This window comes from Streptomyces sp. NPDC002886 (assembly GCF_042888445.1).
Classification (GTDB): Bacteria; Actinomycetota; Actinomycetes; order Streptomycetales; family Streptomycetaceae; genus Streptomyces.
This window is the reverse complement of sequence record NZ_JBIAPV010000011.1, coordinates 266,303-291,447: the sequence shown is the minus strand read 5'-3', so window position 1 is coordinate 291,447 and position 25,145 is coordinate 266,303. Positions and strand designations below refer to the sequence as shown.

Below are 25,145 nucleotides of genomic sequence, written 5' to 3'. Positions count from 1 at the left end.
GTGGGCGTGGCGATGAACACCGGAACCTCGGCCGCCAAGGAGGCCGGGAACATGGTGGACCTCGACTCCAACCCCACCAAGCTCATCGAAATCGTCGAGATCGGCAAGCAGTTGCTGATCACCCGCGGCGCGCTGACCACCTTCTCCATCGCCAACGACGTCGCCAAGTACTTCGCGATCATCCCGGCCATGTTCGCGGCGGTCTACCCGGGCCTCGACAAGCTCAACATCATGAGCCTGTCCTCGCCCGAGTCGGCGATCCTGTCCGCCGTCATCTTCAACGCGCTGATCATCATCGCCCTCGTACCGCTCGCCCTCAAGGGCGTCCAGTACCGGCCCACCAGCGCCGACAAGATGCTCCGCCGGAACATCGGGATCTACGGACTCGGCGGCCTCGTCGCCCCGTTCATCGGCATCAAGGTCATCGACCTCCTCATCTCCCTCATCCCCGGAATCGGCTGATCTGCGATGAACAACTCCCTAGGCACCACAGCGCGCCTGATCGGTGCGGGCCTCCGAGCCCTCCTCGTTCTGACCGTGATCTGCGGGGTCCTCTACCCGCTCGCCGTCACGGGCATCGCCCAGGCCGTCTTCAACGACAAGGCCAATGGCTCCGAGATCAAGGACAAGAGCGGCCAGGTCGTCGGCTCCTCCCTCATCGGGCAGAGGTACAACCTGCCGAAGAAGGACCCGAACGACGCCGAGAGGCCGCCGAGCCGGACCTGAAGTGGTTCCAGCCGCGCCCCTCCAACGGCCTCGGCGGCAACAGCGTCAATACCCAGTACTCACTGATCCTCTCCGGAGCCACCAACCGCTCCGCCGACAACGGCGCCGTCAACGGCAAGTGCACCGACCAGGCCGAAGAGGGCACCCTCTGCGCCCAGGTCCTCGCCGCCAAGGACGCCGTGATCGCCGACAACACGACCGCTTCCTACACGGTCAAGCCCGAGGACGTGCCGGCCGACGCCGTCACCTCCTCCGGCTCCGGCCTCGACCCCGACATCTCCCCCGAGTACGCCAAGCTCCAGATCCACCGGGTCGCCGAGCAGAACAAGCTCGACGTCAAGCAGGTCGAGAAGCTCGTCGCCGACCACACCACCGGCCGCACCCTCGGCTTCATGGGCGAACCCCGCGTCAACGTCCTCGAACTCAACACCGCCCTCAAGGCACTGACCCAGAGCTGACGTTCCGCACCACACGGAGCCGGAGCCGGCGGGACTCGGAACTCCCCCAGCCACCGCTGGGAGGACCCCCGAACTCCCGCCGGCTCCGCCCCGTACCCACCGAAAGAGGAGGCCCCACACCGATGACCAAGGTGCTGGTGGTGGAAGACGACGCCCAGCTCGTCCGCGCACTCAGGATCAACCTGGAAGCACGGAAGTTCGAGGTCGTGACGGCTTCCGACGGAAACACCGCCCTGAGACTGACAGCCGCCCGCAAACCCGACGTCATCCTGCTCGACCTCGGGCTGCCGGACATGGACGGCATCGACGTGATCAAGGACGTACGGGAATCCAGCGGGGTGCCGATCCTCGTGCTCTCCGCCCGCCACACCTCCGAGGAGAAGATCCGCGCCCTGGACGCGGGCGCCGACGACTACGTCACCAAGCCGTTCAGCATGGACGAACTCCTCGCCCGGCTGCGGGCCGCCGTACGCCGCCGGGAGGTTCCGGCGCCCACGGATGAGGTCGCCACGGTCACGACCGAGGAGTTCACCGTCGACCTCGTCGCCAAGAAGGTCGTCCGCAACGGACGCGGCGTGCGCCTGACGCCCACCGAATGGCACCTCCTGGAAATCCTCATCACCAACCCGGGGCGACTGATCAGCCAGCGCAAGCTCCTGCTCGACGTCTGGGGACCGACGTACTCCGAACACACCAACTACCTGCGGGTCTACATGGCCCAGCTGCGCCGCAAACTGGAAGCGGACCCCTCGCACCCCAGATACCTGATCACCGAGCCCGGCATGGGCTACCGCTTCGAGGGATGACGTAGAACACCATGGGACGCGGAAAGTTTCGTATCTACCTGGGCTCGGCTCCCGGCGTGGGCAAGACGTACGCCATGCTCTCGGAGGGCCACCGCAGGGTGGAGCGCGGCACCGATGTCGTCGTCGCCTTCGTGGAGCACCACCACCGTCCGCGCACCGAGGTCATGCTGCACGGCCTGGAGCAGCTCTCCCGGCGCGAACTCGACTACCGGGACACCGTCTTCACCGAGATGGACGTGGACGCGATCCTGGCGCGGCGCCCCGCCGTCGCGCTCGTCGACGAGCTCGCCCACACCAACGTCCCCGGCTCACGCAACACCAAGCGCTGGCAGGACGTCGAGGAACTCCTCCAGGCAGGCATCGACGTCGTCTCCACCGTCAACATCCAGCACCTCGAATCCCTCGGCGACGTCGTCGAGACGATCACCGGGGTGCGCCAGCGCGAAACGGTCCCGGACGAAGTGGTGCGGCGGGCCGATCAGATCGAGCTCGTCGACATGTCCCCGCAGGCCCTGCGCCGCCGCATGGCCCACGGCAACATCTACAAGCCCGACAAGGTCGACGCCGCCCTCTCGAACTACTTCCGGCCCGGCAACCTCACGGCCCTGCGCGAACTCGCCCTGCTCTGGGTGGCCGACCGCGTCGACGAGTACCTCCGCGAGTACCGCGGCGAGCACAACATCCGCACGACCTGGCAGGCCCGCGAACGCATCGTCGTCGGCATCACCGGCGGACCGGAAGGCCGTACGCTCATCCGCCGCGCCGCCCGCCTCGCCGAGAAGGGCTCCGGCGGCGAGGTCCTCGCCGTCTATATCGCCCGCAGCGACGGGCTGACGGCGGCCTCCCCGAAGGAACTCGCCGTCCAGCGCACCCTGGTGGAGGACCTCGGCGGCACCTTCCACCACGTCATCGGCGACAGCGTCCCCGACGCGCTGCTGGAATTCGCGCGCGGGTGCAACGCCACCCAGATCGTCCTCGGCGTCAGCCGCCGCCGCTCCTGGCAGTCCGTCTTCCGCCCCGGCGTCAGCGCCACCGTCGCCCGCGAATCCGGACCCGACCTCGACGTCCACATCGTCACCCACGACGAAGCCGCCAAGGGCGGCGGACTCCCCGTCGCTCGCGGCGCACGACTCGGCCGGTCCCGGATCATCTGGGGCTGGCTCGCCGGGGTCGTCGGCCCGGCCCTCCTCACCGTCCTGCTGAACCAGCTCGTGCCCGACCTCGGTCTGGCCAACGACATGCTGCTCTTCCTCACCTTCACCGTGGCGGCGGCCCTCCTCGGCGGGCTTCTCCCCGCCCTGGCCTCGGCGGCCTTCGGCTCCCTCCTGCTGAACTACTACTTCACCCCGCCGCTGCACGAGTTCACCATCTCCGACCCCAAGAACATCGTCGCCATCGCGATCTTCGTCGGCGTGGCGGTGTCCGTGGCCTCCGTGGTCGACCTCGCCGCCCGCCGCACCCACCAGGCCGCCAGGCTGCGCGCCGAATCCGAGATCCTCTCCTTCCTCGCCGGCAGCATCCTGCGCGGCGAAACCGCCCTCGATGCCCTGCTGGAACGCGTGCGCGAAACCTTCGCCATGGAATCGGTGGCGCTCCTGGAACGCGGAACGGAGGTCGAGCCGTGGACCACGGCGGGCAGCACCGGCCGGAACCCCGTCGCCCGCCCCGAGGACGCCGAGGTGGACATGCCGATCGGCGAGAACATGGCCCTGGCCCTGTCCGGCCGGGTCCTGCCCGCCGAGGACCGGCGCGTGCTCGGCGCATTCGCCGCCCAGGCGGCCGTCGTACTCGACCGCCAGCGCCTGGTCGACGAGGCCGAGGGCGCCCGCCGCCTCGTGGAGGGCAACCAGATCCGTACGGCGCTCCTGGCAGCCGTCAGCCATGACCTGCGCACCCCGCTCGCCGGCATCAAGGTCTCCGTCACCTCGCTGCGCTCCACCGACGTCGACTGGTCCGAGGAGGACCGGGCCGAGCTCCTCGAAGGCATCGAGGACGGCGCCGACCGCCTCGACCACCTCATCGGCAACCTCCTCGACATGTCCCGCCTCCAGACCGGCACCGTCGTCCCGATCATCCGGGAGACCGACCTGGACGAAGTCGTCCCGATGGCCCTGGCCGGCGTACCCGACGACAGCGTCGTCCTCGACATCCCCGAGACCCTGCCCATGGTCGCCGTCGACCGCGGCCTCCTGGAGCGGGCCGTCGCCAACCTCGTCGAGAACGCCGTCACGTACAGCCCGCTCGGCCAGAGCGTCCTCGTCGCCGCCAGCGCCCTCGCCGACCGCCTCGAACTGCGCGTCGTCGACCGCGGCCCCGGCGTCCCCGACGAGGCCAAGGACCGGATATTCGAACCCTTCCAGCGCTACGGAGACGCACCCGCCGGCGCGGGAGTCGGCCTCGGCCTGGCCGTCGCCCGAGGCTTCCTCGAAGCCATGAACGGCACCCTCACCGCCGAGGACACCCCTGGCGGCGGACTCACCATGGTCATCACCCTGCCCGTCAAGCAAGGCACACCCCTGTCCCGACCCGACCTTCCCACGGACGCCACGACGTGACGCGGCTGCGGCGGCGCGAGGAGCGGATCCGGCCCTTCGCCGAGTGTTTGACGGTGGAGGACGTCCGGCCGGTGGCGGCGGTCCTGCCCGGGGCAACGTTTGAATACACGGAGATCCGGACCGGCCGGCTCGGCCTCCTGGACTACGAACGCGCCGCACGCGCCGAGAACCTCACCGCCGCCCAGGCCCGCGTCCTCTGATGCCTTGCGTCGCAGGCCCGCTCCGGCGTGCGCTCCGCATGCCGGAGCGGGCTGTCATCGCGGTTGCCCGGTGTCCGGTGCGGCCGGGATGCGGAGGGTGAAGGTGGTGCCGGGGGCCGGGTCGGTGGGGTGAGCGGTGAGCGTGCCCCGGTGGCGCTGGGCGATGTCCCGGGCTATGGCGAGACCGAGGCCGCTGCCGCCGGTGTCGCGGGTGCGGGCCTCGTCGAGGCGGGTGAAGCGCTCGAAGACCCACTCGCACTCGTCGGGGGTGAGGGCGGTCCCGTCGTTGTGGACAGTGACCGTGCATGTACCGCCGTCGTCCGTGACGTCGAGGACGACCTCGCTACGGGCGTGGCGCACGGCGTTGTCGAGGAGGTTGCGCAACAGCCGGTGCAACTGAAGGCCGTCGCCGCGCACCGGTGCCTGGTCGGGCACGCGCTTCAGGGTGACGGGACGGTTCAGGTGCTCGTACTCGTGGACGAGTTCGCGGCAGAGTCCCGCGAGGTCGGTCAGCGAGTGGATGGTGGGGTGTTCGGGACGGGCGAGTAGGAGGAGGTCCTCGGTGAGCCCGTGGATGCGCCGGGTGGAGGCGAGGGCGTCCTCGAGGGTCTCGGCCCGGTCGATGCTGTCGGGATGGTCGAGGGCGGTCTCCAGCTGGTAGCGCAGAGCTGCGAGCGGGGAGCGCAGTTCGTGGGCGGCGTCGGCGACGAAGCGGGCTTGCCGGTCGACGGAGTCTTCCAGGTGGTCGAGGGTGGAGTTGGTGGTCTGGGCGAGGGAGCGGATGGGGTCGCGGCCTTCGGGGACCGGTACCCGGCGGTCGAGGCTGGTGCCGGTGATCTCGGAGACCTCGCGGCGGATCGCCTCGACCGGCCGCAGTGAGCGCCGGGTGGCGGCCCAGGCCGTCGTGGCGACCAGGAGCGCGAGGGCCGGGACGCCGGCCGCCAGCGGGGTGGTGAGCGCGGCGACGGCCTCGTCCGCGCTGTAGGGCGGGACCAGGACGTAGAGGGTGGACCGGCACGATCCGTCGGGCTCGGTCGGGTGGTTGCACTTGCCCGCAGGGGTTCTGACCGCTGTGGAGTAGACGGTCACGGTGCGGTGGGAGAGGTAGTGGGCCTGCTCGTGGGCATGCTGGGGGACGCCCTCCCCGGGCACGCTGAAGGGGCCCGGTCGCGGGCTGCCGTCGGGGGCGTGGAAGCGGGCGCGCTCGTGTTCGTCGACACCCCCGGTGTGCAGGGTGCCGTACCGGGGCCAGCCGGTCGCCCGTCCGGCGACCGGGTCTTCGGGCGGTGGGGGGAGCAGCGCCTCGACACCCCTGAGGTCCAGGACTCCTCCCGAATCGCTGACGACACGGCCTGTCCGGTCGATCTGGAGGACGGGCCAGCCGGACAGGTCGTCGGTGACGTCGCGCACGCCGGCGGCCGCCTGATCGGCCATCTGCACGGACAGCTCCGTCCCGCGCATCTCGGACGTGCGGGAGACCTCGTCGTAGACGTGCATGGAGAGCCACGCCGCGCCGCCGCCGCACAGGGCGAGGGCGGTGAGTCCGGCCACGAACGCGGTACGGATCTGGGCGGGCAGCCGCCGCACGAGGGCCGGCGCCCGAAGGGCCCGGGTGAGGCGCCCGCGCCGCGGGTCAGCCGTCACGGCGTTCCTGGCGGGAGTCGAGGCGGTAGCCGTGACCGCGAACGGTCTCGATGCTGTGCGTCCCGAAGGGGGTGTCGGCCTTCTTGCGCAGGGCGGAGATGTAGACCTCCACGATGGCGGTGCCGCCGGCGTAGGCGGGGTCCCACACCTCGTCGAGGATCGCCTCCTTCGACACCGCCTGGTCCGGTGTGTGCATCAGGCAGGTGAGGATCGCGAGCTCCGTGGGAGTCAGGGCGAGCTCCTGGCTGCCGCGGCCCGCGCGGCGGGCGGCGGGGTCCACCCACAGGTCGCCGGCGCGCAGGACGGATCCCCGGTCGGATCCGCCACGGCCCCGGCGCAGCAGGGCGCGTAGCCGCGCGAGGAGGACGACGGAGGAGAACGGCTTGACGAGGTAGTCGTCGGCGCCGGTGTCCAGGCCCTCCGCCTCGTCGTAGTCGCCGTCCTTCGCGGTGAGCATCAGCACGGGCGTGTCAACACCCGCCGCGCGCAGTGCGGAGCAGACCCGGTACCCGTTCAGGCCGGGAAGCATGATGTCCAGCACGATCACCGCGTGGTCGCCGGTCAGCGCCAGCTCCAGGCCGCGGGTTCCGTCGGCGATGAGTTCGACGCGGTATCCCTCGGCGGTCAGGCCGCGCCGTAGGGCGGGGCCGAGCTGGGGATCGTCCTCGACGACCAGGATGTCTTTCACGCGTCCAAGGCTTACATGAGCTTTGCCCGGTTTCTAAAGATGATCTTTGGGATCTTTGGGCCGTCTTAAGGTCCGCTCTCGCATGCTGACCACGGCCGGACGAGAACACCTCCGCCGAACGGCCCTCCCTCTCCAGAGCCCCGCCGCCGCCTCGCCCTCTCATGCCCAGGCAGGCGTGACAGCGATGGGTTGCCGGTGAGGACGAGTCGGAACCATGCACCTGCTGGCCGGCCAGCGGACTCAAGGAAGAGCGCACTGTCATGAAACTCACCTCCCGCCGGATCGTTACTGCGGCGGCCGCCCTGCTCCTCACCACACTGACTGCCTGCAGCTCCCTCAACGGTGTCGTCTCACCAGCATCCGCCCGCGGCCAGGCCACCCTTACCGACGGCAAGAACGCTCCCGGTCCGGTCGACTGCAAGATCGCCAAGTGCGTGGCCCTGACCTTCGACGGCGGCCCGAGCAAACCGACACCCGACGTCCTCGACGTCCTGAAGCGGGAAAAGGTGCCCGCGACGTTCTTCCTCCAGGGCAAGGGCCACACCGACACCTATCCCGACACCGTGCGCCGCATGGCCGACGAGGGCCACGAAATAGCGAACCACACCTGGTCGCACGAGAACCTCACCGAGCTCACCCCCGACCGGATACGCGCCGAGATCGAGCCGGTGCAGCAGCAGGTCAAGGAGGCGACGGGCAAGGCCCCCACCTTGATGAGGCCCCCGGGCGGCGCCACCAATGACGAAGTGTCGAAGGTGATGAAAGACCTCGGGCTCGCCCAGATCCTGTGGAGCGTCACCGCGAAGGACTACCAGACCACCGACACCCAACTCATCGAGAAGCGCGTCCTCGACCAGACGAAGCGCGACGGAATCATCCTGCTCCACGAGCGCTACGCCGGAACCATCCCCGCCGTCCCCGGGATCATCGCCGCACTCCACCACCGCGGATACACCTTCGTGACCGTCTCCCAGCTCATGGCGCCCGCAGCCCCCGAACCGGGCAAGGTCTACCGCCCGTGACACCGGCCGCCGGCGCGCTGGCGGTACGGCGGGCCGTACGACCGGTGAGTCCCGAAGGCGGTGGCCGGCAGGCTACGCCCTGCTGACAGCGCTCCTGCTGGCGCGCGGGTCCTGGTAGATCATGGCGGCGCGTCGGGAGCGCAGCTGTGGCTGGAAAACTTCTCCGTGAGATCGCCATGGAATGAGCCGAGAAGATTCTCAGACAGACGGCTGCGCCAGACCTTGCCGTGCTTCTGCTCGATTTCCTTGAACATCTCGTCGAGACGACCGATAAAAGGCGATGTGTTGCCTGCCGGGGTCGCGCCGGCGAGGCACGCGTGCAGCGCGTTCCCCGTCTCCCTCAAGAATCCATCGAAGGAGTCTTCGCCATAAGAATCGAACAGTATCTCCCATACCATGCCCCACGCCCACCATCGATTGATGAGGGTGCGCCCCGGCGGAGATACTTCGGGGAGGCAGAGAGCCGTCCAGAGCGGAATGTCAATTTGCCGGGCGAGCTTTGCGCGCTCACTGCCACAGGGGAAGAAACCCATGTCCGCGCACCATTGGATAATTTCGTCGCGCTCTCCAGGGGCTACTTCAGCCACCGCCGGGTGCTGCGGGCGGTGCAACTTTGCCAGCCGGGATAAATAATCGTTTCGCAGCCTGCTTGCGCCGGGGTCCATTTCGTTCATCACCGACACTCCTTTCATTGGTTAACTTCGAGGTTTCTGCTCTGGGCTGCTGAGCCTTGACCTTTCCTGATGCCGGTTTTGGTGCCAGATGGGAATGCCGCGGGCGAATCGCCTGTGCACGCCTCCTGATGGTCCTCTGGTGAGGTTCTAGGCGTTCCTGACGATGGCGGCATCGGCGAGGTAACGCAGTGCGGCCGTCGCGACGGGTGGTAAGGCCGCTTGTTCAAGGGCGTGGAGAGCGCGGGCGTGACGGGTTCGGATCATGGCTTCTGCCTCGTCGCGTGCCCCGGTGGTGGTGATCAGGTGTCGGACTCGGTCGGCGCCTTCCTCGTCGAGGTGCGGATCTCCGAGCAGCGCGTGCAAGGCCTGCCGCTGCGGGGCGGTCGCGTTGCGCAGGGCGAGGGTGATCAGGATGGTGTGCTTGCCGTCTCTGAGGTCGTCCACGCGTGACTTGCCGGTGGTGACGGTGCCGAAGGTCCCCAGAAGGTCGTCACGCAGCTGAAACGCTTCCCCGGTTGGCAGGGCGTACGCGCTCAAGGCATCCAAGGCTGCCGCACCGGCGCCGGCGAGGGCGTCGCCGATGTGCAGGGGGCGTTCGACCGTGTACTTGGCGGTCTTGTAGCGGGCGATGTCCAGGGCCCTGTCCGTGTCAGGGCCGGGCTGGCCGGTGGCGAGCAGGTCGAGGTACTGGCCGCGTGTGACCTCGGTGCGCATGCGGTCGACCACCGGGAGGACATGGGCGAGCCGGGCGGAGATGAGGCCAGCGGTGTGCAGGATTTCATCGGACCAGGCCAGGGCGAGGTCGCCGATGAGGATGGCCATGTTGACCCCGAGCTGGGCTGCGTCGCTGCGGGCGGCATATCGGGCGGCGAGGGCGCGGTGGACGGTCGGGGCGCCACGACGGGTGTGGCTGCTGTCCATGATGTCGTCGTGTATGAGGGTGAAGGCGTGAAACATCTCCAGGCAGGCCGCCACACGCACGACAGAGCCGGGTAAGTCCTGTCCTCCTGCGGCGTGCCAGCCGACGACGCAAAGCAGCGGTCGCAGGCGCTTGCCGCCGGCGAAGACGAAGTCACGCAGGACTTCGATGATCTCACCGGGAAACCCATCGGCCGCAGCCTCACAGGCCTTACGTTCCAGGAACTCGGCCAGTGCGGCATCGACTTGACTGCGTATGACCGCCATGTCTGTCATCTCGGTCATCCGGGAGGGCACGGCCACGGGTGCTTCTTCCATACGGCGACCGGCCGACTACCGGTGGGCGGGCTGAAAGTAACCATTTGATCGCTAGGCGTCAAGAGTGGTTTCGGGCCCTGACCTGGGATCTCAGAGATCGCACGGCGACCTTGATCAGGACCAGCACTGACGCGGTCAGGTAGCTGCCACGAATCCGTCCTGCTCGCCGAGCTGGGGGTGAAGCCCACGTTCAACTTCGGGTCGTGCGCTTCTGAGGCAACGCCGAGACCGAAGGAGGCGAGGTTGCTCTCACCCGTATTCACGGGGTGATCCGCTGGCTCCTCGTCAGCCATTGCACATACCAGTCGTGAAAGTCCGGCCCCGGTCTCAGGGAGTGACCACAACCGATGTCGTCCGTCCAGACCTGCCCATGCCCCTGGCCGGTGACCACCAGGCGATAGAAGGAGCCGCATCCGATCTCGGCAATGACGAGCGATCCGGTGAACCAGCACGGCGAGAAGTCCTCCTCGCCGAGGGCATGCTCATCGCAGACGGACTGACTGCCGAACTCGTACAGGCCGTAGGCCGGTCCGGCGCCACCACTGCCTACCGTGGTGATGAACGAGCGGTAGGCGTGCCGACTAAGCCGAACGGGGACGAGCTCGACACCGTCTGCAACCAAGCACAATGACGTCCCGTTCGGCATAGTCGCAGTCTCGGCATAGGTCGATCTATGCGGATATCAGCATGGATCGACGAGCTCGGCCACATGGAACTCGACCGCCGCGGCGCCGAACTCCCCTTCCAGGCAGGAACTCGGATGCTGCATGATCGAACGGTGCTGATCGAGCTGGAGAAGGTCGCAAAGTTTCCCTGGAGTCCCTGGCTGGCTCAAATCCGGACCCCGTTCGGACGGACCGCGGTCCGCTGGTGCGGTGACCAGACCGCGACGCCAGGCGAGTACCACGTCGAGTGGACGGTGGACGAGGACATTGCCTGGGGACGGAACGCAAAGCCGGCCGTCGGCGTCGGACCGGGCGTCAGACCCGGCGGGCACTGCGTTGTCCTGCGCGGACGGCTGGACCTCACCGTCGACGGCGCCGCCGTGCTGGACTTCGATGGCGCGCACATCCTGCTGGACGTTGCCGATCCGCTGCCCGAAGGTGTTGCCGGCACGTGGGTCGAGCTCTTCATCGAGCGCGAGAAGATCGCTCTCTACCCGTACGAACTCTGACCAGACGTCACTCCATGACCGACCGTGTCCCACTCCGCCAGGCGGGTCTCATCAATGCGGTCGGACAGATTCACGGTGGCCTCCGGGTCCATGCCGAACGCGGCGGCGACGAGCTTGGGGTCCATGGTGTTGACCAGGTCGAGCAGTCGAGCGCAGCGGATCACGAGGGGTGGGAGGCCGCAGGCGTCGAGGACGTGACTGACGTAAGCGGTGGATGCCGGGATTCGTCTGGACTTCGTCTGGCGGGTGACCACCCGCCGGCAAGTGCGGCAGAGGGCCGAGGATTTACTCCGCACCGGATTACCGCAAGCGGTGCATACGCGAGAGCAGGTGATGCACCGGCCGGTGTCTTACCTACGAAGCCACCGGGCCAAAGCCGGTGGACACGACGATGCTGCAGTCCCGCCGCACGGTGTGTGCCGAGTTGGGGTTCTTTGGTGAGAATCCTTGAGTTCAACAAGCCTCGTCATTTTCGCCTACCTGCGCACCGGTACGGTGTCGGCGTCATCGGTGAGGACGATGATGCGCTTGCCTGCGGCTCCGGTTCCGTTCTCGGCGTCACGGTGCGCGTCGGCAACGCGTTCCAGCGGATAGGTTTCGCCGATCACGGGCTTGAGGTGTCCGGCTTCCACTTCGCCGGCGAGCCGTGTCAGTACGGCTGTGTCCGGGTCAGGTGCCGAGAAGCGGATCCGCCGGCTTCCGTGAACGTGCGAGAGGGCGACGGCGAGCGAGCCGCGCAGGGGAGGTTCGACGGTCACCGCGGCCATGCGTCCGTTCTTGTCGAGGTGGCGGCGCAGCGCCAGCATGTCGGTACCGACGGTGTCGATGATGACCTCGAACTTCCCGAGCCGGGCCAGGGGGGTATCGCGGTGCCTCAGCACGTGCCGGGCGCCCAGGTCGTGCGCCAGGTCTTGGCCCGTTCTGCCGACGAGCGCGGTGACCTGGCCGCCGGCGGCGACGGCGAGCTGCAGGGCCGCCAGGCCCACGGCTCCGGTGGCGCCCCGCACCAGGACGTTCTCGCCTGGACGGACGTGCGTGGTCTCGCTCACGGCGATCATGGTCGTCTGTCCGGCGATGGGGAGCGCGGCGGCCTCGGCGAACGTGAGCCCTCGGGGCATGCGGGAGATGCCGGCCGCCGGCGCGATCACGTAGTCGGCTGCGGTGGCGGTCTGGGTACGCAGAAGGACCTTGCGGGGCAACAGGCCCCAGACCGCATCGCCGGTCTCGACTCCTGTGACGCTGCCGCCGAGAGCGGCAACGGTGCCGGCGAAGTCTCCGCCCACTCCCTTGGGGAAGCGGCGGCCGGTGAGGAGCCGCACCCTGCCCTGGCGAAGCCGGAGCTCGCCGTTGTTCACCCCGGAGGCCGCCACCTTGACCAGGACCTCGCCCGGGCCGGGGGCCGGGGTGGCGATCGTGTTGACGGTCAGTACCTCGGGGTCTCCGTAGGAGCGGGTGGGGGTCAGCAAGTCGGCCGTCTACCACCACTTCCGCACCAAGGACGAGCTCGTCCAGCGCGCCCTCGCCCCGGTGACCGACGGGCTGCGGGACATCATCGGAACACCCGCTCCAGTCGGGGAACGGATCGACCGGCTCATCGACCTCGCCCTCGCCCACAAGGAGGTCATCGCCCTGTGCTCGCCCGGCGCCACCTCCCGGATCGGCGAGCAGGCCCTGTGCGACAGCCACGCCCTCGGGAAAGAGCTCGTGCACGCCCTGACCCCACCGGACACCGCAACCACGCAGGCACGCATCCGCACCGAGGTGTTCTTCGCGGCCCTCGCCGCAGCCGTCAACGCCAGCGAGGACAGCAGCGACATCGAGGAACTGCGCCCCTCGCTGCGCAACTTGATCCTTCTCTGACCGCGGCATGCACGCCGCGGGCTCCGTCACGCCGGAGAACACCCGTCGGGCATCGCCGCCGGAGCTGACCGGCCTCGACGGACCTTGCCCTCGTTGTCAGGGCGCCTTTGATTCGAGTCCGGCCAGCAGCAGGGCGATCAGCCGGCGCGGGTCGTAGCGGGGCTCGTTGGCGGGGACGATGCAGAGGTTGCCGATGCCGCGCATGAGTTCGTACGACTGGATGTCGGGCCTGACCTCGCCCGCGTCGGCCGCCACCGTAAGGAGCTGCTCGGTGACCGGCAGCAGCCGGTCCAGGAAGTACGTGTGGAGGGTCGCCGCACTGTTGTCAGGTTGAGGGATCGCGGCGAGGCCGTGCTTGGTGACGAGGAAGTCGACGAACAGGTCGACCCACTGTCGTAGCGCCGCCAGGGGCGAGGCGGTGTCGGCCAGGAGCCGCGGGCCGGCTTCGGCCAGCTCCTCGATCTGATGACGGAAGACGGCCACGACAAGATCCGCCCGCGTCGGGAAGTGCCGGTAGAGGGTTCCCATCCCGACACCCGCCCGGGCCGCGACCTCGCGCACCGGCGCATCGACGCCGGAAGTCACGAACACCTCCGCGGCCGCGGCAAGCAGCTTCTTCTGATTGCGGACCACATCGGCCCGGACGGCCGCCCCCGGCGCCTTGTCGGGCTTCTCCGTACTGGGCACCACGCCCCCTTTCCCCCGGCGGGCAGTTCGCCGGGACCATTCACTCAGCTTGCAAAGCGGAACGGTGCTCCGTATCGTAAATGGAGCGACGTTCCGCTTTGGCTCCAGTCTAGCGGGGCCCGAACGTCCCCACCTCTTCGCCCGCCGCCCGTTCCGTGGTCGACGGCAGAGGTCATCGAAGGGAAAGACGCACCATGCCCGAGTGGACAGCCATCGCCGACACCTACCTCCACCCCTCCGAGCTGCCCGTGATGTCGGTGAGCCCCGTGGCCCTGACCGTTCCCGGACGGCCCCTGGACCTCGAAGTGCGGATCTCCGCACCCATGACCGGCACCGATCTGCCGGTCATCCTCTTCTCCCACGGTCAGGGCGGAGCGTACGGACTCTCCTCGCTCGACGGTTACCTGCCCCTGGCGAAGGTCTGGGCGGCCCGCGGGTTCGTCGTGATCCAGCCCAACCACCTCAGCGCCCCCAGGCTCAGCCACCAGGTCGCCGACGAGCCCGGAGCGCCCTTTTTCTGGGCCTCGCGCACCCAGGACATGCTCAGCATCCTCGACCGGCTCGACGAGATCGAAAGGGCCGTTCCGGGGCTCGCCGGACGCGTGGACCACACCAAGATCGCCGTCGCGGGACACTCCGCGGGATCCTTCACCAGCGAACTCCTCCTCGGCGCCGGCGCCACGGACCCCGACACCGGCGAAGCGCTCAACGCCCACGAGCCCCGCATCACGCAGGGCGTCCTGCTCGGAGCCATCGGCCGAGGCGGCGATGCCTTCGACGGGTTCATGACGGCCCGTGCCCCGGTCTTCCGCACCACCGACCTCACCACGATGACCACCCCCACCCTGGTCGTCGCAGGCGACAAGGACGACTCCCAGCACTGGACCACCATGGGGCCGGACTGGCACGCCGACCCTTACCACCTCGCTCCCGGCCCCAAGACCCTCCTCACCGTCTTCGACGGCGAACACCTTCTGGGCGGCGTCCAGGGCCACGACAGCGTGGAAACCAGTGACGAGAGCCCCGACCGCGTCGCCGCGATCGCCGAGCTCACCGCGGCCTACCTCCGTACCGCCTTTGATCTCGACGACAAGGCCTGGCAGACGGCGCAGGACGCGCTGACCACCGGCCCCGACGCCTTCGGACGCGTCGAGTCCAAGTAGCCCCCCCGGCCGCCCCTGCCACCGGCAACTCGAAGATCATTTACGGGACAGCCTTGAGCCGAGACTGGTCACGGCAGATGACATCTGAGCGAGATGACCGACATGTGCGCCGCGACCATGACGGACGGTGTGGTCGGGTGCCCGATCACGGACAATCCGTGGTGCTTAAGTTGGCCCGTGCGACGAAGGAACCGTTGGACCCGTCGCGACGGCCAACGCGAACACGCCGGGGCGGTCATATCCTCATATCCTCATGTCCGGGGTCCCGCGGACCGCGTACGCCGGCAGGCGCGCTTCCTCCAGGGAGGCGGGCGGAAGAGAAAGCCCGAAGCGTCGCTCGACGACGCCCAGAGTGCGCCTGTAGGTGTCCCTGAAGTCTTCGTAGCCCGCGTCATCGGGGCCCTCAGGAGACAGAAGCGTCTGCCCATCGGGGCTGAGCACCTGTCCGGCGATGAGGTCGGGGACCAGAAGATCGGGCTCCTCGCCGAAGCGCTGGTTCTCCTCGTGCAGTCCAAAGCCGCACAAGGCCACGCCGTCGCGCGCGTAGTCCACGGTGGCCGGCGGGTGCTCTTGCATCGGCACGTAGCGGACGGCCTCCACTCCCCCGCGGGAGATCTCAGCCAGCCGGTCCCCGCCGGTCGAGTCACCGTACTCCAGGGCGAACGACCACCCTCCGCACTCGCCGACGCGCACGACACCGTCACCGTCGCCGCCCGGTCGGTACCCCTCCATGTCCAGGCCCCACGCCTGGGCATCGGTGATCGGCTCCGTTGCCCCGTCGGGGTCGGCGCCCATGCGCACCGCGAGCTCCTGCGCGGATATCCCCCGTGCGAACACCACGCTGGACATCCAGTTCTCCAGGCCGACCAGCCACTGAATCCCGTCGCTCACGCGCTCATCCCCAGCAGGAGTGCGACCTCATCGTCGCGCCCTGCCACCGGAGGAGGGGCTGGGGCCGGCGATCGCCAGCCGGCTTCGCCATGCCGCGGGGCCCCAGCCCTCTCGGTGAGCGGCTGCGGCCCGGACGCTCAGGACGCGGCGGGGGCCGCCGCATCGACACCACGGGCGGCGACGAGCTGCGCACTGCCGTCGGCCAGCCGGTAGGACAGCCCCACCACGCCGAGGCGGCCGTCGGCAACCCGCTCCGCCAGGACCCGGGAGCGCTCCAGCAGCAGGTCCACCGTGTGCTCGATGTGCTCGGCCAGGATCTCCTCTGCGGTATCGCGCCCGGCGGCGCGAGCTGCCAGCACGCTCGGGGTCACCCGTTCGACGACGTCGCGGACGAACCCGCCCGGCGTCTGCCCGTTCTCCAGTGCGGAGCAGGCCGCGGCGACGGCGCCGCACGAGTCGTGGCCCAGTACGACGACCAGCGGCGCGTTGAGGACGCTCACACCGAACTCGATGGATCCGAGTACTTCCGTCCCGGCGACGTGCCCGGCGGTACGGACGACGAACAGGTCACCCAGGCCGCGGTCGAAGATGATCTCCGCAGCCAGCCGGGAGTCCGAACACCCGAAGACCACGGCGAACGGCTGCTGGGACGGTGCGATCTGGGTGCGGCGGACGGCGTCCTGGTTGGGGTGCTCGGGGGTTCCGGCGATGAAGCGCTGGTTACCGGCTATCAGCAGGTCAAAGGCGTCGCGGGGGGTGCGGGTCTCAGTCATGACCTCAGCCTACGAGGCGGCACCGGACCTCGCTGCGACAGGTACCGCCGGAAGGCGACGGGGCGGACCACGAAGCAGGCACCACCGGCAATCCCGGACGCCGGACGGGGCGACCCTCGATGCCGCGCGGGAGAATTCATGGCTTTATGCACCAATCATCCCCATGGCCGGCCGCGAATCAAAGGTGAGGGGAACGAGCGGGCCCGGGGACGGGGCAGACGGGTGGGCCCGCCTCCACCAGGAGGAACACATGAACACCCACAAGGTCCGCCGATCCGCCGCACTCGCGGCAGCAGCGTTCGCACTCCCCATCGCCCTGGGCGTGGCAGCCCCGGCGTTCGCCGACTCGCCGCAGGCCGATCCCTTCGGGCCCGCCTGCGCCTCGGTGCCCAAGGAAGGCTCCGGCAGCCTCGCCGGCATGGCCAAGGACCCGGTCGCCACTGCCGCGTCGAACAACCCCGCGCTGTCGACGCTGGTCACGGCCGTCAAGAAGGCCGGCCTCGTCGACACGCTGAACAATGCCAAGGGCATCACCGTGTTCGCGCCGACCAACGACGCCTTCGCCAAGATCCCGAAGGCCGACCTGGACAAGATCCTGGCCGACAAGGCCGAACTCACCAAGATCCTCACCTACCACGTAGTGGGCGAGAAGATCGCTCCCAAGCAACTCGCCATGGGCGACTTCAAGACCCTCGAAGGCGGCTCCCTGACCACGGCCGGATCCGGCGAGAGCTTCACCGTCAACGGCAAGGCGAAGATCGTCTGCGGTGACGTCCAGACCGCCAACGCCACCGTCAACATCATCGACACCGTCCTCACCCCGAAGTGACCGCGCAGGATTTCCCCTGTGTCGGCCTGCACTGCACGGAGACAGTGCCGGGCGCTTCGAGAGGGAAACGGGCAGGGGTGGGCCGCTCGACAGAGCGGCCCACCCCTGCCCGGACACGGTCAGCCCTGGTTCAGCGGCAGGGCAAGGTCGGTGACCTGGCGGTCCTTGGGGAAGGCGCCCAGGTCACGGGCGGCCCCGGTGAGGAGGTTGATCCCGTACAGGCGGAAGGTGCTGCCGGTGTTGAGGGCGGCGAAGCCCTGGTTGGAGCCCTGCTTGGGAGCGAAGTAGATGTCGAAGCCCGCGTCGGGGCCCGCGTTGACTCCGAGGTTCCCGGTCGGGGCGAGCGTCCCCGCGTTGGCGGGCGACTGGAGGGAGACCCGGTCGGCCATGGTGTCGATGTCGAACAAAGTGGTCGCGGTCGCCGTGTTGAGGTCGTTGTTCGTGTACGCGGCGCCGGTCACGCCCATCGCGGTCGAGGGAGGCGTCGTCGGGTTGGTGAGGGGGCCGTCGACCGTGGTGGTCAGCGGGGCCGCCTTGTCGTCGATGTTGTGGCGCAGGTTCTGCCCGGTGTCGCTGATGACGCGCAGCCGGTTGGCGACGGGGTTGAAGTCCACGCCGAACCGGGCTCCGGAGAGGGCGACGGTGAGCTGGGAGACCTTCGCGGCCTTGGCGTTGTTCGTGTTGAGGGTGTAGATGCCGCCCTTGTCTCCGACGCCGTAGAGCTTCTCGTTCTGGACGCGGAAGTCGATTCCGACGATCTTGGTGTCGCCCATGAGGCCGGCCACCTTGCCGATCGACATGGTCTTCGACGGCCGGTCGACCATGAACTCCACCAGTCGCTGGTCGGAGGTCAGCCCGATCGCGGTCAGCGACGTGTTGTCCATGCGGTCCATGCCGTGGGGGTCCGCACCGTCGGCCGAGGCCAGGACGGGTGCGGACAGGGCCACCGCGATGGTGACCGAGAGGGCGATGGTGCTCTTGCGCGTACGCATGGGTGCTCCCCAACTGAGGTGTCGTCCCGTCCGGAATGGGCGCGGGATCCGGACGGGGTTCGCAGCGGGCGGCCACACGGACGGGCCGGGCTCGCGAAGAGCACCCCGACGGCGCCATAGTCCGCTTGTCGGGTTACGCCCCGGTCGGCCCGGGCAGCGGTGTCGTGTTCCCCCGGACGGTGGCGAGATGCCGCTTGGCTGCCGGGAGGGAGAACGCGGTGGGTACGAGGACGGCGAGGGTGAGGAAGGCCCAGCAGTACAGGACGGCGCTCTCGCCGTCGTTCTGGAGGGGGAAGAGGCCGTGGGGCTGGTGCTCGGTGAAGTAGGCGTACGCCATGCTGCCGGAACACAGCAGTGCGGCGCTCCGGGTGAGCAGGCCGGTGGCGACGAGGGCTCCGCCGCCGAGTTCGATGAGGCCGGCCCACCAGTAGGGCCACAGGCCCACCGGTACCGGGCCGCCGTCGAAGATGCCGAAGAGTTTGGCGGCGCCGTGGCAGGCGAGGAGGAAGCCGGTGACGATGCGGAACAGACCCAGCAGCTGGTCGTCGCTGGGGCGCGGAAGATGAGGCATGGCTGCTTCCCTGCTTCCCGGAATCAGCGGACGGTCAGGGTGCCGGACATGAACTGGTGGATGTCGCAGATGTACGCGTACCTGCCGCGGGTACGGGGAGCGGTGAAGGTCGCGCTGCCGCCCGCCTTGATCCTTCCGGTGTCGAAGGTGGCGCGGCCGGTTCCGGTGACGGTGTGCGGGGCGTTGTCCCTGTTGACCACGGTGACGACGGTGCCGGGCGCGACAGCGAGGGACGCAGGACTGAATCCGAAGTCCTTGATCACGATACGGGCGGTCGGAGCGGCCTCGACGGGCGCCGACCGGGCGCTGGCAGGTGCCAGGAAGGAGCCGGCGAGTGCGAGCGTGGCACACGCGGCCCGGATCGCCACGGAACGCAGCGCGACGGGGACCGGGACCTGGGCGGAGCGGTGCTTGGGCACGGGGAATCGTCCCTTCATGGGATGGCGGAGCAAGGGAGTCGGCCGGACCGCGTAGGCAGAGGCGCACGCGGCCCGTCCGTGAACGGGCGCCGCGGCGCCCGGGGATGCGCGGGTCAGACGGTGAGGAGCGCGGGCTTGGCGGCCCTGTCCGTCTGCAGGAAGGCGTCGGGGACCGGGTACTCACCGAGGACGAAGTGCAGGATCGCGGCGTGCATGGCCTCGACGGGCGCGATGCTGGCCGCGGTCCTGACACCGGCCGGGCTGCTGACGTGGCCGACGGCGAAGAGGTAGGTCTGGGCCGCCTGGTCCTCCAGGGCCAGCGCGAGGCGGGCCACGGCGCCGACGTCCTTGGCCCGGCCGAGGGCCTTGAGGGTGGCGGGCTGGTTCGACAGCGGCACCCCGGTGATCGCGGGTCGGCCCGCGCCGGTCAGGACCGCATTCCAGGCCTTGGAGTGTGCGGCGTGCTGCTCCATGGCGGTCTTCGCGAAGGTGCCCACGGCGGGCGGCACCTTGCCGAGTTTGCCCGCGCCCGCTGCCTTCAGCGCGGCACCGTAGGCGCCCACGGCCTGGTTCTCCAGCGCTGCCGCGAGGGCCACCACCTTCACATCCCCCTGGTAGGGGCTCGGAGCCGCGGCCCGGCCCGGACCCGCGGCCCGGCCCGGAGCCCCTGGTGCGCCGAACGCCTTCCCGGATCCCGTACCGGAGGTCAGGGCGAAGGCGGCGGCCGCCGCCGCGATTCCCGCGCCCGCGAGGAAACGGCGCCGGCCCGCATGGCCCCGGCCGATCTCCTCGACGAGCTCGGCCGCCCCCTCGTGCAGGGCGGGCAACGTCTCCAGGTGCGCCTCCTGCATCCCCTTCGTCAGCCGGACCAGCTCACCCTCACCGATCCCCAGCTCCCACTCCTTCTTCGCGGCGCTCACTTGACGGCTCCTTCGGCGATCGGGGAAGCGTTCTTGACGGGGTAGAAGCCCTCGGGCAAGCCGACCGAACCAGCCGTGGCTGGTAGCGCCGCGACGTTCGTCGGCAGGGCGATCAGCTCCGGCTTTCCGGCACCCAGGAGCGCCTGGACCGCGAGCAGCACCGCCCGGTGCTGGGCCTCGACCGGCGCGATCGACGCGAACAGCGACCGCAGCCGCACGTCGCGGACCCCGCCGGCGTTCTTGGTGTAGGTCTGCGCGGCGACGTCCTCCAGGGTGATCGCCAGCGCCACCACATCGGCCGGCCCCTTGATCCCGGGCAGGGCCTTCTTCACGATCGCCGCGTACTTCGCGTTCGGCGCCGTCTGCGCCTTCCCTCCCGCCTGGGTCGCCGCCGCGTTGAACGCCCGCGCGTGCGCGCTGTGCTGGCTGATGGTGGTGGCGATGAAGGCGGCCACGGTCTTGTTGCCGTTCTTGATGAACGGCAGGCCGGCTGCCTTGCGGTACACGTCGATGGCGAGGTTCTCCAACGAGGCCGCGGTCTGTAGGGCCATGACGTCGTCCCGTGACACCCGGACGTCGACCTCGTCCAGCGCGGGGCCCGTCATGCGCATGGCAGTGCTGTTCAAGTCATGCGCCTTTTCGGCCAGTTGCCCCAAAAGATTGCAATCGATACGGCTCGTTCCCATTGCTTCCCCTCTCTCAATTCACTACGGCGTACGCACCCACCGCGCTCGCACGTCCACCGCAAGTTCGCGACGGGAAGAGGCTTGGACCGGTCAACTCACCCTAAAGAGGTGGAGATTGGGATTATGTGACGGATAGCGCAACGGGCCACTCGACACGGCCTCCGGCGGGGACGCCGGGCAGGTGCCGGATCGCGGCCAATCCGCGCGGCCGTCCGCTACGAAGTCCGGTTGACGCCGCCGAGTCGGGCGGCGTGCCGGCGGGAGCGGTACCCGTGGGACCGGGAGGCGGAGGCGCTGTGGCAGGCAGTCGGCCGACTCCGGCGGCCGCCTTCGGTTTCTCCCGCGAGGCCGGGCCCCGTGTCCGGCACTCCGACGTCCGACAGGTTTTCCTCGTGGAAGGGACCATCCGATGAGGCCCGCAGCAGACCGCCTGGCCAACCTCCTCAGCCACTTCCTCCACGGACCGCTCCCGGTGCGGCTGCGCGCCTGGGACGGCAGTGAGGCCGGACCCGCGGACGCCCCCTTGGTCTCCCTGCGCGGCCCCGAAGCCCTGCGCCGCCTGCTGTGGCAGCCGAACGAGCTCGGGATCGCCGAGGCGTACGTCGCCGGGGACATCGACGTCGACGGCGACCTGGCACAGGCCCTGGGCAGGGCCGGCCGGTCGGTTCGAGACCAGGGGATCAGGCGGCCGGGCCCGGCCTCACTGGCCACGGCCACCGTGCTCGCCGCCGGACTGGGCGCTGCCGGCCCGCCCCCGCACCGACCGGACGGTCGTGCCCGGCTGAACGGCCGACCGCACAGCGCCTCCCGGGACCGGGCCGCCATCAGCCACCACTACGACCTTTCCAACGCGTTCTACGCCATGCTGCTCGATGCGACGATGGCGTACTCCTGCGCCTACTGGACCCGCCCCACGGGCCCCTCGTACGGCTTGGCCGAGGCTCAGGCCGACAAACTGGAGCTGATCTGCGGCAAGCTCGGGCTGCGCGCCGGAGACCGGCTCCTGGACGTCGGCTGCGGCTGGGGCTCCCTCACGGTCCACGCAGCACGGGAGCACAAGGCGAAGGTCACCGCGGTCACCCTGTCCACGGCGCAGCGGGACTTCGTCACCGCCAGGGCCGACCGCGAAGGTGTGGCCGACTTGGTGGACGTCCAGCTGCGTCACTGGCGGCACGTCGACGGCGGAGGCTATGACGCGGCCGCGGCCGTCGAAATGGGCGAGCACGTCGGGGACGCCGAGTACCCGGAGTTCGCCGGGATGCTGCGGGCAGCGCTGCGCCCGGAAGGCCGGCTCCTCATCCAGCAGATGTCCCGCGGGGCACACGCGCCCGGCGGCGGCCGCTTCATCGAGACGTACATCGCTCCCGACATGCACATGCGCCCCCTCGGCCGGACCGCAGACCTACTGGAGGCCGCCGGCCTGGAGGTCCGCTCCGTCGAATCCCTCCGCGAGCACTACACCAGGACCATCGACGCCTGGCGGGCCAACCTCGAAGAACGCTGGGGCGACATCGAGGGCCTCGTCGGCGAGACCACCGGCCGCATCTGGCGGCTCTACCTGGCCGGGGCGTCACTGGCCTTCGCCGAACGTCGCATGGGCGTCGACCAGTTCCTCGCGATCCGGCCCACCCGCGAGGGAACCTCAGGGATGCCCGGCACTCCGTCCGCACGGTCCATCCCGGCGGCCAGGTACGCGCGGGAGGCCCGGCGGTGACGGGCAGGCACCGGGGTGCCGCGAACCCTGGTACCGCGGCCGGAACGAGGGGATCCGCATGCCCCATGGCGGCCATTCGATGATCCACGACGCCCGCCGGTGGCACCGCATCTCGGCGGAGGCCGTCGGCTCGATCCTCGGAACCGGCCTGCCCATCGCGGAGAGTGCGGGCGGGCCCGAACGGGTGATCTTGGATGCGGGCCCGTAACGGGGATACGGGCGGATTGTCCTACCGGTATGACGTCTTCGCACACGCTGTCCCGGCAGTCGCCCCGAGCCGCTGCCCACCGTCCCCTGCCCCTTCCCCTGCCGGGTGAACGCCGCAGGCTCCGAGAACTGTGGGACCTGACCCCCCAGCAGGTGGCCGTGGCCTTCGGAGTGCGGGCAGCCACCGTCCGGTCGTGGGAGTCGGGGCGCACCGAGCCCAGGGGCAAGCGGCGCGAGGCGTACCGCCGGTTCCTCCAGGGCCTTGCCCAGCGTGCCGATCTCCAGCCCCGTACCCCGGTTCTGCCGGCCAGTCGCCGCCCGCAGTATCCCGGTGCTCCGGTACAGGCTCTGCGGGAGTCGGTGAGATCTGCCGTTCCTGAAGCCAGGCCCGCGTTGCCGGGCTCGGTGGCGCTCCCGGCACCGGTGGATGCGGCGGAGTCCTGCTCGCGGGGTGCGGATACGCCGCCGGAAGGCGGCTGGGGGCCACGGGTGGGTGCGGTGGCCGCGGTACTAGGGGGGTGGGCGCTGGTGATGGTGCTGCTGCACACCTGTCTGCCGGGCTGGGCCGGCTGACGGTCCGGCCCTGCTCAGACGATCCCGGTCACGGTGACACGGACCGGGATCGTCCGCGTGGAGGGGTACACGGCCTGGACCGTGGCACGGATCGCCCGGGTCACGTCCAGGGCCCGGTGCCCGCGGAGCAGGACGACATGGACCTCGACGGCCGGCCCTCCTTCGTGGAGGCCGGAGGTGATGCGGATACCGGCGGCGTGACGGTGCGGGGAGGCGGCCGAGGGGCGGAGCCCGGATCTAGAGGCCGCAGTGGTGCGCAGGAGGTCGCCGAGGGCGGGCTTGAGGAAAGCGACGCCACCGACGCCCAGGACCGCGTCGCCGATCAGTGTGCGGGTCCGCTCGGTCTCGTGCACCGTGGTCATCGTGGCTCCTCGTCGCCGGTTTCGTGGTGGAGGTCGGTGACGGTCACGTCGATGGAGGCGATCGGCATGCCCAGGTCCCGTTCCGCGGCCGCCGCGATCTCCCGGCGGACCTGGTCGGCGGCCGCTTGCAGGTCGCGGGTCATGCCGACGGTCACCTCCGTGCGGATCCGTGCCGGTGTCCGTGTCCCGGGTTGGGGGGAGGGTTCGGGGCTGATGCGGCAGCTGCCCGCGCGGACTCCGGGTACCTGTTCGGCCGCGGCACGGAAGGTGCGGGCGGCGACGGCTTCGTGGATCCAGGCGTCCTCGTCGGCCTCGCCAAGGGCGAGAGTGTGGCCGGGGCGCAGTTCCAGGCGTACGACGTCCATGATGCTCGCGGTGAGCCGGGCCGCGCCGGCTTCCCAGTCCGCGCCGGTGTCCCGCAGGTCGTGGACGACGGCCTCGCGAAGGCGCGCGAAGTCCTCCAGTGCCGCGCCGCAGTGGAGGCAGCCGGCCGTGTGGGGGTCGGGGGCCTGCGGGGCCGGCCCCCGCCTCACCTGGTCCTGTTGGTCCCACAGCGCCGCGAGATCTCTGCCGCAGGGCAAGAACCCGTCGTCGGCCGCGACCGTGGGCTGGTGGGGCAGGTGGGGTTCGTTCATCGCCATGCGCCCATCGCCTCCGTCAGACAGCGCCGTGCTCGGAACACTCTGGCCCGTACGGCTTCCTGGCTGATGCCGACCACCTCCGCAATCGTCTCGTACGGCATTGTCTCGATCTCCCGCAGGACCCAGCAGGCGCGCTGCTCCGGGGAGAGGACCGCCATCGCGTCGCCCAGGGCACGTACGGCGGCCTGGGACTCCGCTGCCCGCTCGGGCGAGCTCTGGTGTTCGGGCGCGGCCTGCTCGGGCAGTTCGTCGATGTCGGTGGCGGGCCGCCTGGCGCGCAGCGCGTTCAGGCACCGGTTGGTGACGATCCTGTGGAGCCAGGTCCCGAACCCCGAGTCCCCGCGGAACTCGGGGAGTTTGCGCCAAGCGGCGACGAAGGCGTCCTGGAGGGCGTCCTCGGCTTCGGACCTGTTCCCCAGGATCTGGGTTGCCAGCCGGAGCATGGCGGGGCCGTGTCTGCGGACCAGGGTCTCGAAGGCCTCCTCATCGCCTTCCGCGGCCCGGACGGCGAGGATGGCGTCGTCGGTCCCTTCCCGTGCTGCTAGGCGTCGTGATCCTTGGTCCGGCTCAGCCGTCACGTACCGGCTCCTCTCGCGTTCATCTCGTTGGACACCGCGAGCGCCCCTTCCGTTACGGGCGGGACGCGGAGTAATCCGTCCGGCCGAATGATTCGG

At 69.7% G+C, this 25,145-nt stretch carries 28 protein-coding genes and 2 pseudogenes; 12 read left to right on the top strand and 18 right to left on the bottom strand.

The window, feature by feature from the left end; all coding sequences use genetic code 11:
• From ACFYYB_RS35555 to ACFYYB_RS35535, 5 genes and pseudogenes are all read left to right on the top strand, one after another.
• Nucleotides 1-462: pseudogene (locus ACFYYB_RS35555) on the top strand (potassium-transporting ATPase subunit B); the annotation flags it as partial.
• Between the two features lie 6 nt (nt 463-468).
• A pseudogene (locus tag ACFYYB_RS35550) lies at nt 469-1,184 on the top strand (potassium-transporting ATPase subunit C).
• A 122-nt stretch (nt 1,185-1,306) separates the two neighbouring features.
• On the top strand, nt 1,307-1,990 hold the full coding sequence (locus ACFYYB_RS35545; RefSeq protein WP_389441255.1) for a response regulator: 684 nt from the start codon (nt 1,307-1,309) through the stop codon (nt 1,988-1,990).
• Nucleotides 1,991-2,001: 11 nt separating this feature from the next.
• Nucleotides 2,002-4,545 carry a DUF4118 domain-containing protein gene (locus ACFYYB_RS35540; protein ID WP_389441252.1) on the top strand — a complete coding sequence of 848 codons (2,544 nt, stop codon included), beginning with the start codon at nt 2,002-2,004 and terminating at the stop codon, nt 4,543-4,545.
• Nucleotides 4,542-4,745 (top strand): hypothetical protein, encoded by a 204-nt coding sequence (locus ACFYYB_RS35535; RefSeq protein ID WP_389441249.1) that lies wholly within the window; start codon nt 4,542-4,544, stop codon nt 4,743-4,745. The genes ACFYYB_RS35540 and ACFYYB_RS35535 overlap by 4 nt, the downstream gene beginning before the upstream one ends.
• A gap of 54 nt (nt 4,746-4,799) precedes the next feature.
• On the opposite strand, the gene ACFYYB_RS35530 is transcribed toward ACFYYB_RS35535, so the two are convergent.
• Together ACFYYB_RS35530 and ACFYYB_RS35525 are read right to left on the bottom strand one after the other, a co-directional pair.
• Nucleotides 4,800-6,389, bottom strand: a complete 1,590-nt coding sequence (locus tag ACFYYB_RS35530; RefSeq protein WP_389441246.1) for a sensor histidine kinase — start codon at nt 6,387-6,389, stop codon at nt 4,800-4,802.
• On the bottom strand, nt 6,379-7,077 hold the full coding sequence (locus ACFYYB_RS35525) for a response regulator transcription factor (RefSeq protein ID WP_389441244.1): 699 nt from the start codon (nt 7,075-7,077) through the stop codon (nt 6,379-6,381). Before ACFYYB_RS35525 ends, ACFYYB_RS35530 begins: the two co-directional genes overlap by 11 nt.
• Before the next feature lie 260 nt (nt 7,078-7,337).
• Here ACFYYB_RS35525 and ACFYYB_RS35520 point away from each other — a divergent pair, with 260 nt between their 5' ends.
• On the top strand, nt 7,338-8,099 hold the full coding sequence (locus tag ACFYYB_RS35520; protein WP_389441241.1) for a polysaccharide deacetylase family protein: 762 nt from the start codon (nt 7,338-7,340) through the stop codon (nt 8,097-8,099).
• A 119-nt stretch (nt 8,100-8,218) separates the two neighbouring features.
• Here the strand turns inward: ACFYYB_RS35520 and ACFYYB_RS35515 are convergent, their stop codons facing one another.
• The 3 genes from ACFYYB_RS35515 to ACFYYB_RS35505 form a co-directional block, all read right to left on the bottom strand.
• On the bottom strand, nt 8,219-8,773 hold the full coding sequence (locus ACFYYB_RS35515; protein WP_389441239.1) for a hypothetical protein: 555 nt from the start codon (nt 8,771-8,773) through the stop codon (nt 8,219-8,221).
• Between the two features lie 147 nt (nt 8,774-8,920).
• Complete coding sequence (locus tag ACFYYB_RS35510) at nt 8,921-9,976, bottom strand: polyprenyl synthetase family protein (RefSeq protein ID WP_389441298.1); 1,056 nt, start codon at nt 9,974-9,976, stop codon at nt 8,921-8,923.
• A 292-nt stretch (nt 9,977-10,268) separates the two neighbouring features.
• A complete protein-coding gene (locus ACFYYB_RS35505; protein WP_389441236.1) occupies nt 10,269-10,655 on the bottom strand; it encodes a hypothetical protein in 387 nt (128 codons plus the stop codon).
• A 63-nt stretch (nt 10,656-10,718) separates the two neighbouring features.
• Between ACFYYB_RS35505 and ACFYYB_RS35500 the strand changes: the two genes are divergently transcribed.
• Nucleotides 10,719-11,183 carry a hypothetical protein gene (locus tag ACFYYB_RS35500; RefSeq protein ID WP_389441233.1) on the top strand — a complete coding sequence of 155 codons (465 nt, stop codon included), beginning with the start codon at nt 10,719-10,721 and terminating at the stop codon, nt 11,181-11,183.
• Here the strand turns inward: ACFYYB_RS35500 and ACFYYB_RS35495 are convergent.
• Together ACFYYB_RS35495 and ACFYYB_RS35490 are read right to left on the bottom strand one after the other, a co-directional pair.
• Complete coding sequence (locus ACFYYB_RS35495) at nt 11,165-11,347, bottom strand: hypothetical protein (protein ID WP_389441231.1); 183 nt, start codon at nt 11,345-11,347, stop codon at nt 11,165-11,167. The two genes, ACFYYB_RS35500 and ACFYYB_RS35495, sit on opposite strands and share 19 nt — an antisense overlap.
• A 312-nt stretch (nt 11,348-11,659) precedes the next feature.
• Nucleotides 11,660-12,649, bottom strand: a complete 990-nt coding sequence (locus ACFYYB_RS35490; protein ID WP_389441228.1) for an NAD(P)-dependent alcohol dehydrogenase — start codon at nt 12,647-12,649, stop codon at nt 11,660-11,662.
• On the opposite strand from ACFYYB_RS35490, the gene ACFYYB_RS35485 reads away from it, so the two are divergent.
• Nucleotides 12,636-13,043, top strand: a complete 408-nt coding sequence (locus ACFYYB_RS35485; RefSeq protein WP_389441226.1) for a TetR/AcrR family transcriptional regulator — start codon at nt 12,636-12,638, stop codon at nt 13,041-13,043. The genes ACFYYB_RS35490 and ACFYYB_RS35485 overlap by 14 nt on opposite strands.
• A gap of 96 nt (nt 13,044-13,139) precedes the next feature.
• Here the strand turns inward: ACFYYB_RS35485 and ACFYYB_RS35480 are convergent, their stop codons facing one another.
• Nucleotides 13,140-13,730 carry a TetR/AcrR family transcriptional regulator gene (locus ACFYYB_RS35480; RefSeq protein WP_389441296.1) on the bottom strand — a complete coding sequence of 197 codons (591 nt, stop codon included), beginning with the start codon at nt 13,728-13,730 and terminating at the stop codon, nt 13,140-13,142.
• 194 nt (nt 13,731-13,924) lie between these two features.
• On the opposite strand from ACFYYB_RS35480, the gene ACFYYB_RS35475 reads away from it, so the two are divergent.
• Entirely contained in the window at nt 13,925-14,893 is a 969-nt protein-coding gene (locus tag ACFYYB_RS35475) for an alpha/beta hydrolase family protein (protein ID WP_389441223.1), read from the top strand.
• A gap of 243 nt (nt 14,894-15,136) precedes the next feature.
• Here ACFYYB_RS35475 and ACFYYB_RS35470 read toward each other — a convergent pair whose 3' ends face one another.
• Nucleotides 15,137-15,784, bottom strand: coding sequence for a DUF6461 domain-containing protein (locus tag ACFYYB_RS35470; protein WP_389441220.1), 648 nt, complete (start codon nt 15,782-15,784; stop codon nt 15,137-15,139).
• Nucleotides 15,785-15,921: 137 nt separating this feature from the next.
• The gene (locus ACFYYB_RS35465; protein WP_389441217.1) at nt 15,922-16,557 is read right to left on the bottom strand and encodes a carbonic anhydrase; all 636 of its coding nucleotides are present in this window, start codon (nt 16,555-16,557) and stop codon (nt 15,922-15,924) included.
• A gap of 250 nt (nt 16,558-16,807) precedes the next feature.
• Here ACFYYB_RS35465 and ACFYYB_RS35460 point away from each other — a divergent pair, with 250 nt between their 5' ends.
• Nucleotides 16,808-17,386 (top strand): fasciclin domain-containing protein, encoded by a 579-nt coding sequence (locus tag ACFYYB_RS35460; protein WP_389441214.1) that lies wholly within the window; start codon nt 16,808-16,810, stop codon nt 17,384-17,386.
• Nucleotides 17,387-17,505: 119 nt separating this feature from the next.
• Here the strand turns inward: ACFYYB_RS35460 and ACFYYB_RS35455 are convergent, their stop codons facing one another.
• From ACFYYB_RS35455 to ACFYYB_RS35435, 5 genes are all read right to left on the bottom strand, one after another.
• Complete coding sequence (locus tag ACFYYB_RS35455) at nt 17,506-18,378, bottom strand: DUF4394 domain-containing protein (protein ID WP_389441211.1); 873 nt, start codon at nt 18,376-18,378, stop codon at nt 17,506-17,508.
• Between the two features lie 133 nt (nt 18,379-18,511).
• A complete protein-coding gene (locus tag ACFYYB_RS35450) occupies nt 18,512-18,949 on the bottom strand; it encodes a DoxX family protein (protein WP_389441207.1) in 438 nt (145 codons plus the stop codon).
• Nucleotides 18,950-18,972: 23 nt separating this feature from the next.
• Complete coding sequence (locus ACFYYB_RS35445; protein WP_389441203.1) at nt 18,973-19,368, bottom strand: cupredoxin domain-containing protein; 396 nt, start codon at nt 19,366-19,368, stop codon at nt 18,973-18,975.
• 113 nt (nt 19,369-19,481) lie between these two features.
• Nucleotides 19,482-20,288, bottom strand: a complete 807-nt coding sequence (locus ACFYYB_RS35440) for a ferritin-like domain-containing protein (RefSeq protein WP_389441200.1) — start codon at nt 20,286-20,288, stop codon at nt 19,482-19,484.
• A complete protein-coding gene (locus ACFYYB_RS35435; RefSeq protein ID WP_389441197.1) occupies nt 20,285-20,914 on the bottom strand; it encodes a ferritin-like domain-containing protein in 630 nt (209 codons plus the stop codon). The genes ACFYYB_RS35440 and ACFYYB_RS35435 overlap by 4 nt, the downstream gene beginning before the upstream one ends.
• Nucleotides 20,915-21,383: 469 nt before the next feature.
• On the opposite strand from ACFYYB_RS35435, the gene ACFYYB_RS35430 reads away from it, so the two are divergent.
• Together ACFYYB_RS35430 and ACFYYB_RS35425 are read left to right on the top strand one after the other, a co-directional pair.
• Nucleotides 21,384-22,688 carry a class I SAM-dependent methyltransferase gene (locus ACFYYB_RS35430; protein ID WP_389441195.1) on the top strand — a complete coding sequence of 435 codons (1,305 nt, stop codon included), beginning with the start codon at nt 21,384-21,386 and terminating at the stop codon, nt 22,686-22,688.
• A gap of 58 nt (nt 22,689-22,746) precedes the next feature.
• The gene (locus ACFYYB_RS35425; protein ID WP_389441192.1) at nt 22,747-22,896 is read left to right on the top strand and encodes a hypothetical protein; all 150 of its coding nucleotides are present in this window, start codon (nt 22,747-22,749) and stop codon (nt 22,894-22,896) included.
• Between the two features lie 586 nt (nt 22,897-23,482).
• Here ACFYYB_RS35425 and ACFYYB_RS35420 read toward each other — a convergent pair.
• Genes ACFYYB_RS35420 through ACFYYB_RS35410 form a run of 3 tightly spaced genes read right to left on the bottom strand, consistent with a single transcriptional unit; the run spans nt 23,483 to nt 25,049 of the window.
• Nucleotides 23,483-23,830 carry an Asp23/Gls24 family envelope stress response protein gene (locus ACFYYB_RS35420; protein WP_389441189.1) on the bottom strand — a complete coding sequence of 116 codons (348 nt, stop codon included), beginning with the start codon at nt 23,828-23,830 and terminating at the stop codon, nt 23,483-23,485.
• Complete coding sequence (locus ACFYYB_RS35415; RefSeq protein WP_389441187.1) at nt 23,827-24,471, bottom strand: Asp23/Gls24 family envelope stress response protein; 645 nt, start codon at nt 24,469-24,471, stop codon at nt 23,827-23,829. The genes ACFYYB_RS35420 and ACFYYB_RS35415 overlap by 4 nt, the downstream gene beginning before the upstream one ends.
• Entirely contained in the window at nt 24,462-25,049 is a 588-nt protein-coding gene (locus ACFYYB_RS35410) for an RNA polymerase sigma factor (RefSeq protein ID WP_389441184.1), read from the bottom strand. The genes ACFYYB_RS35415 and ACFYYB_RS35410 overlap by 10 nt, the downstream gene beginning before the upstream one ends.
• Between the last annotated feature and the right edge of the window lie 96 nt (nt 25,050-25,145).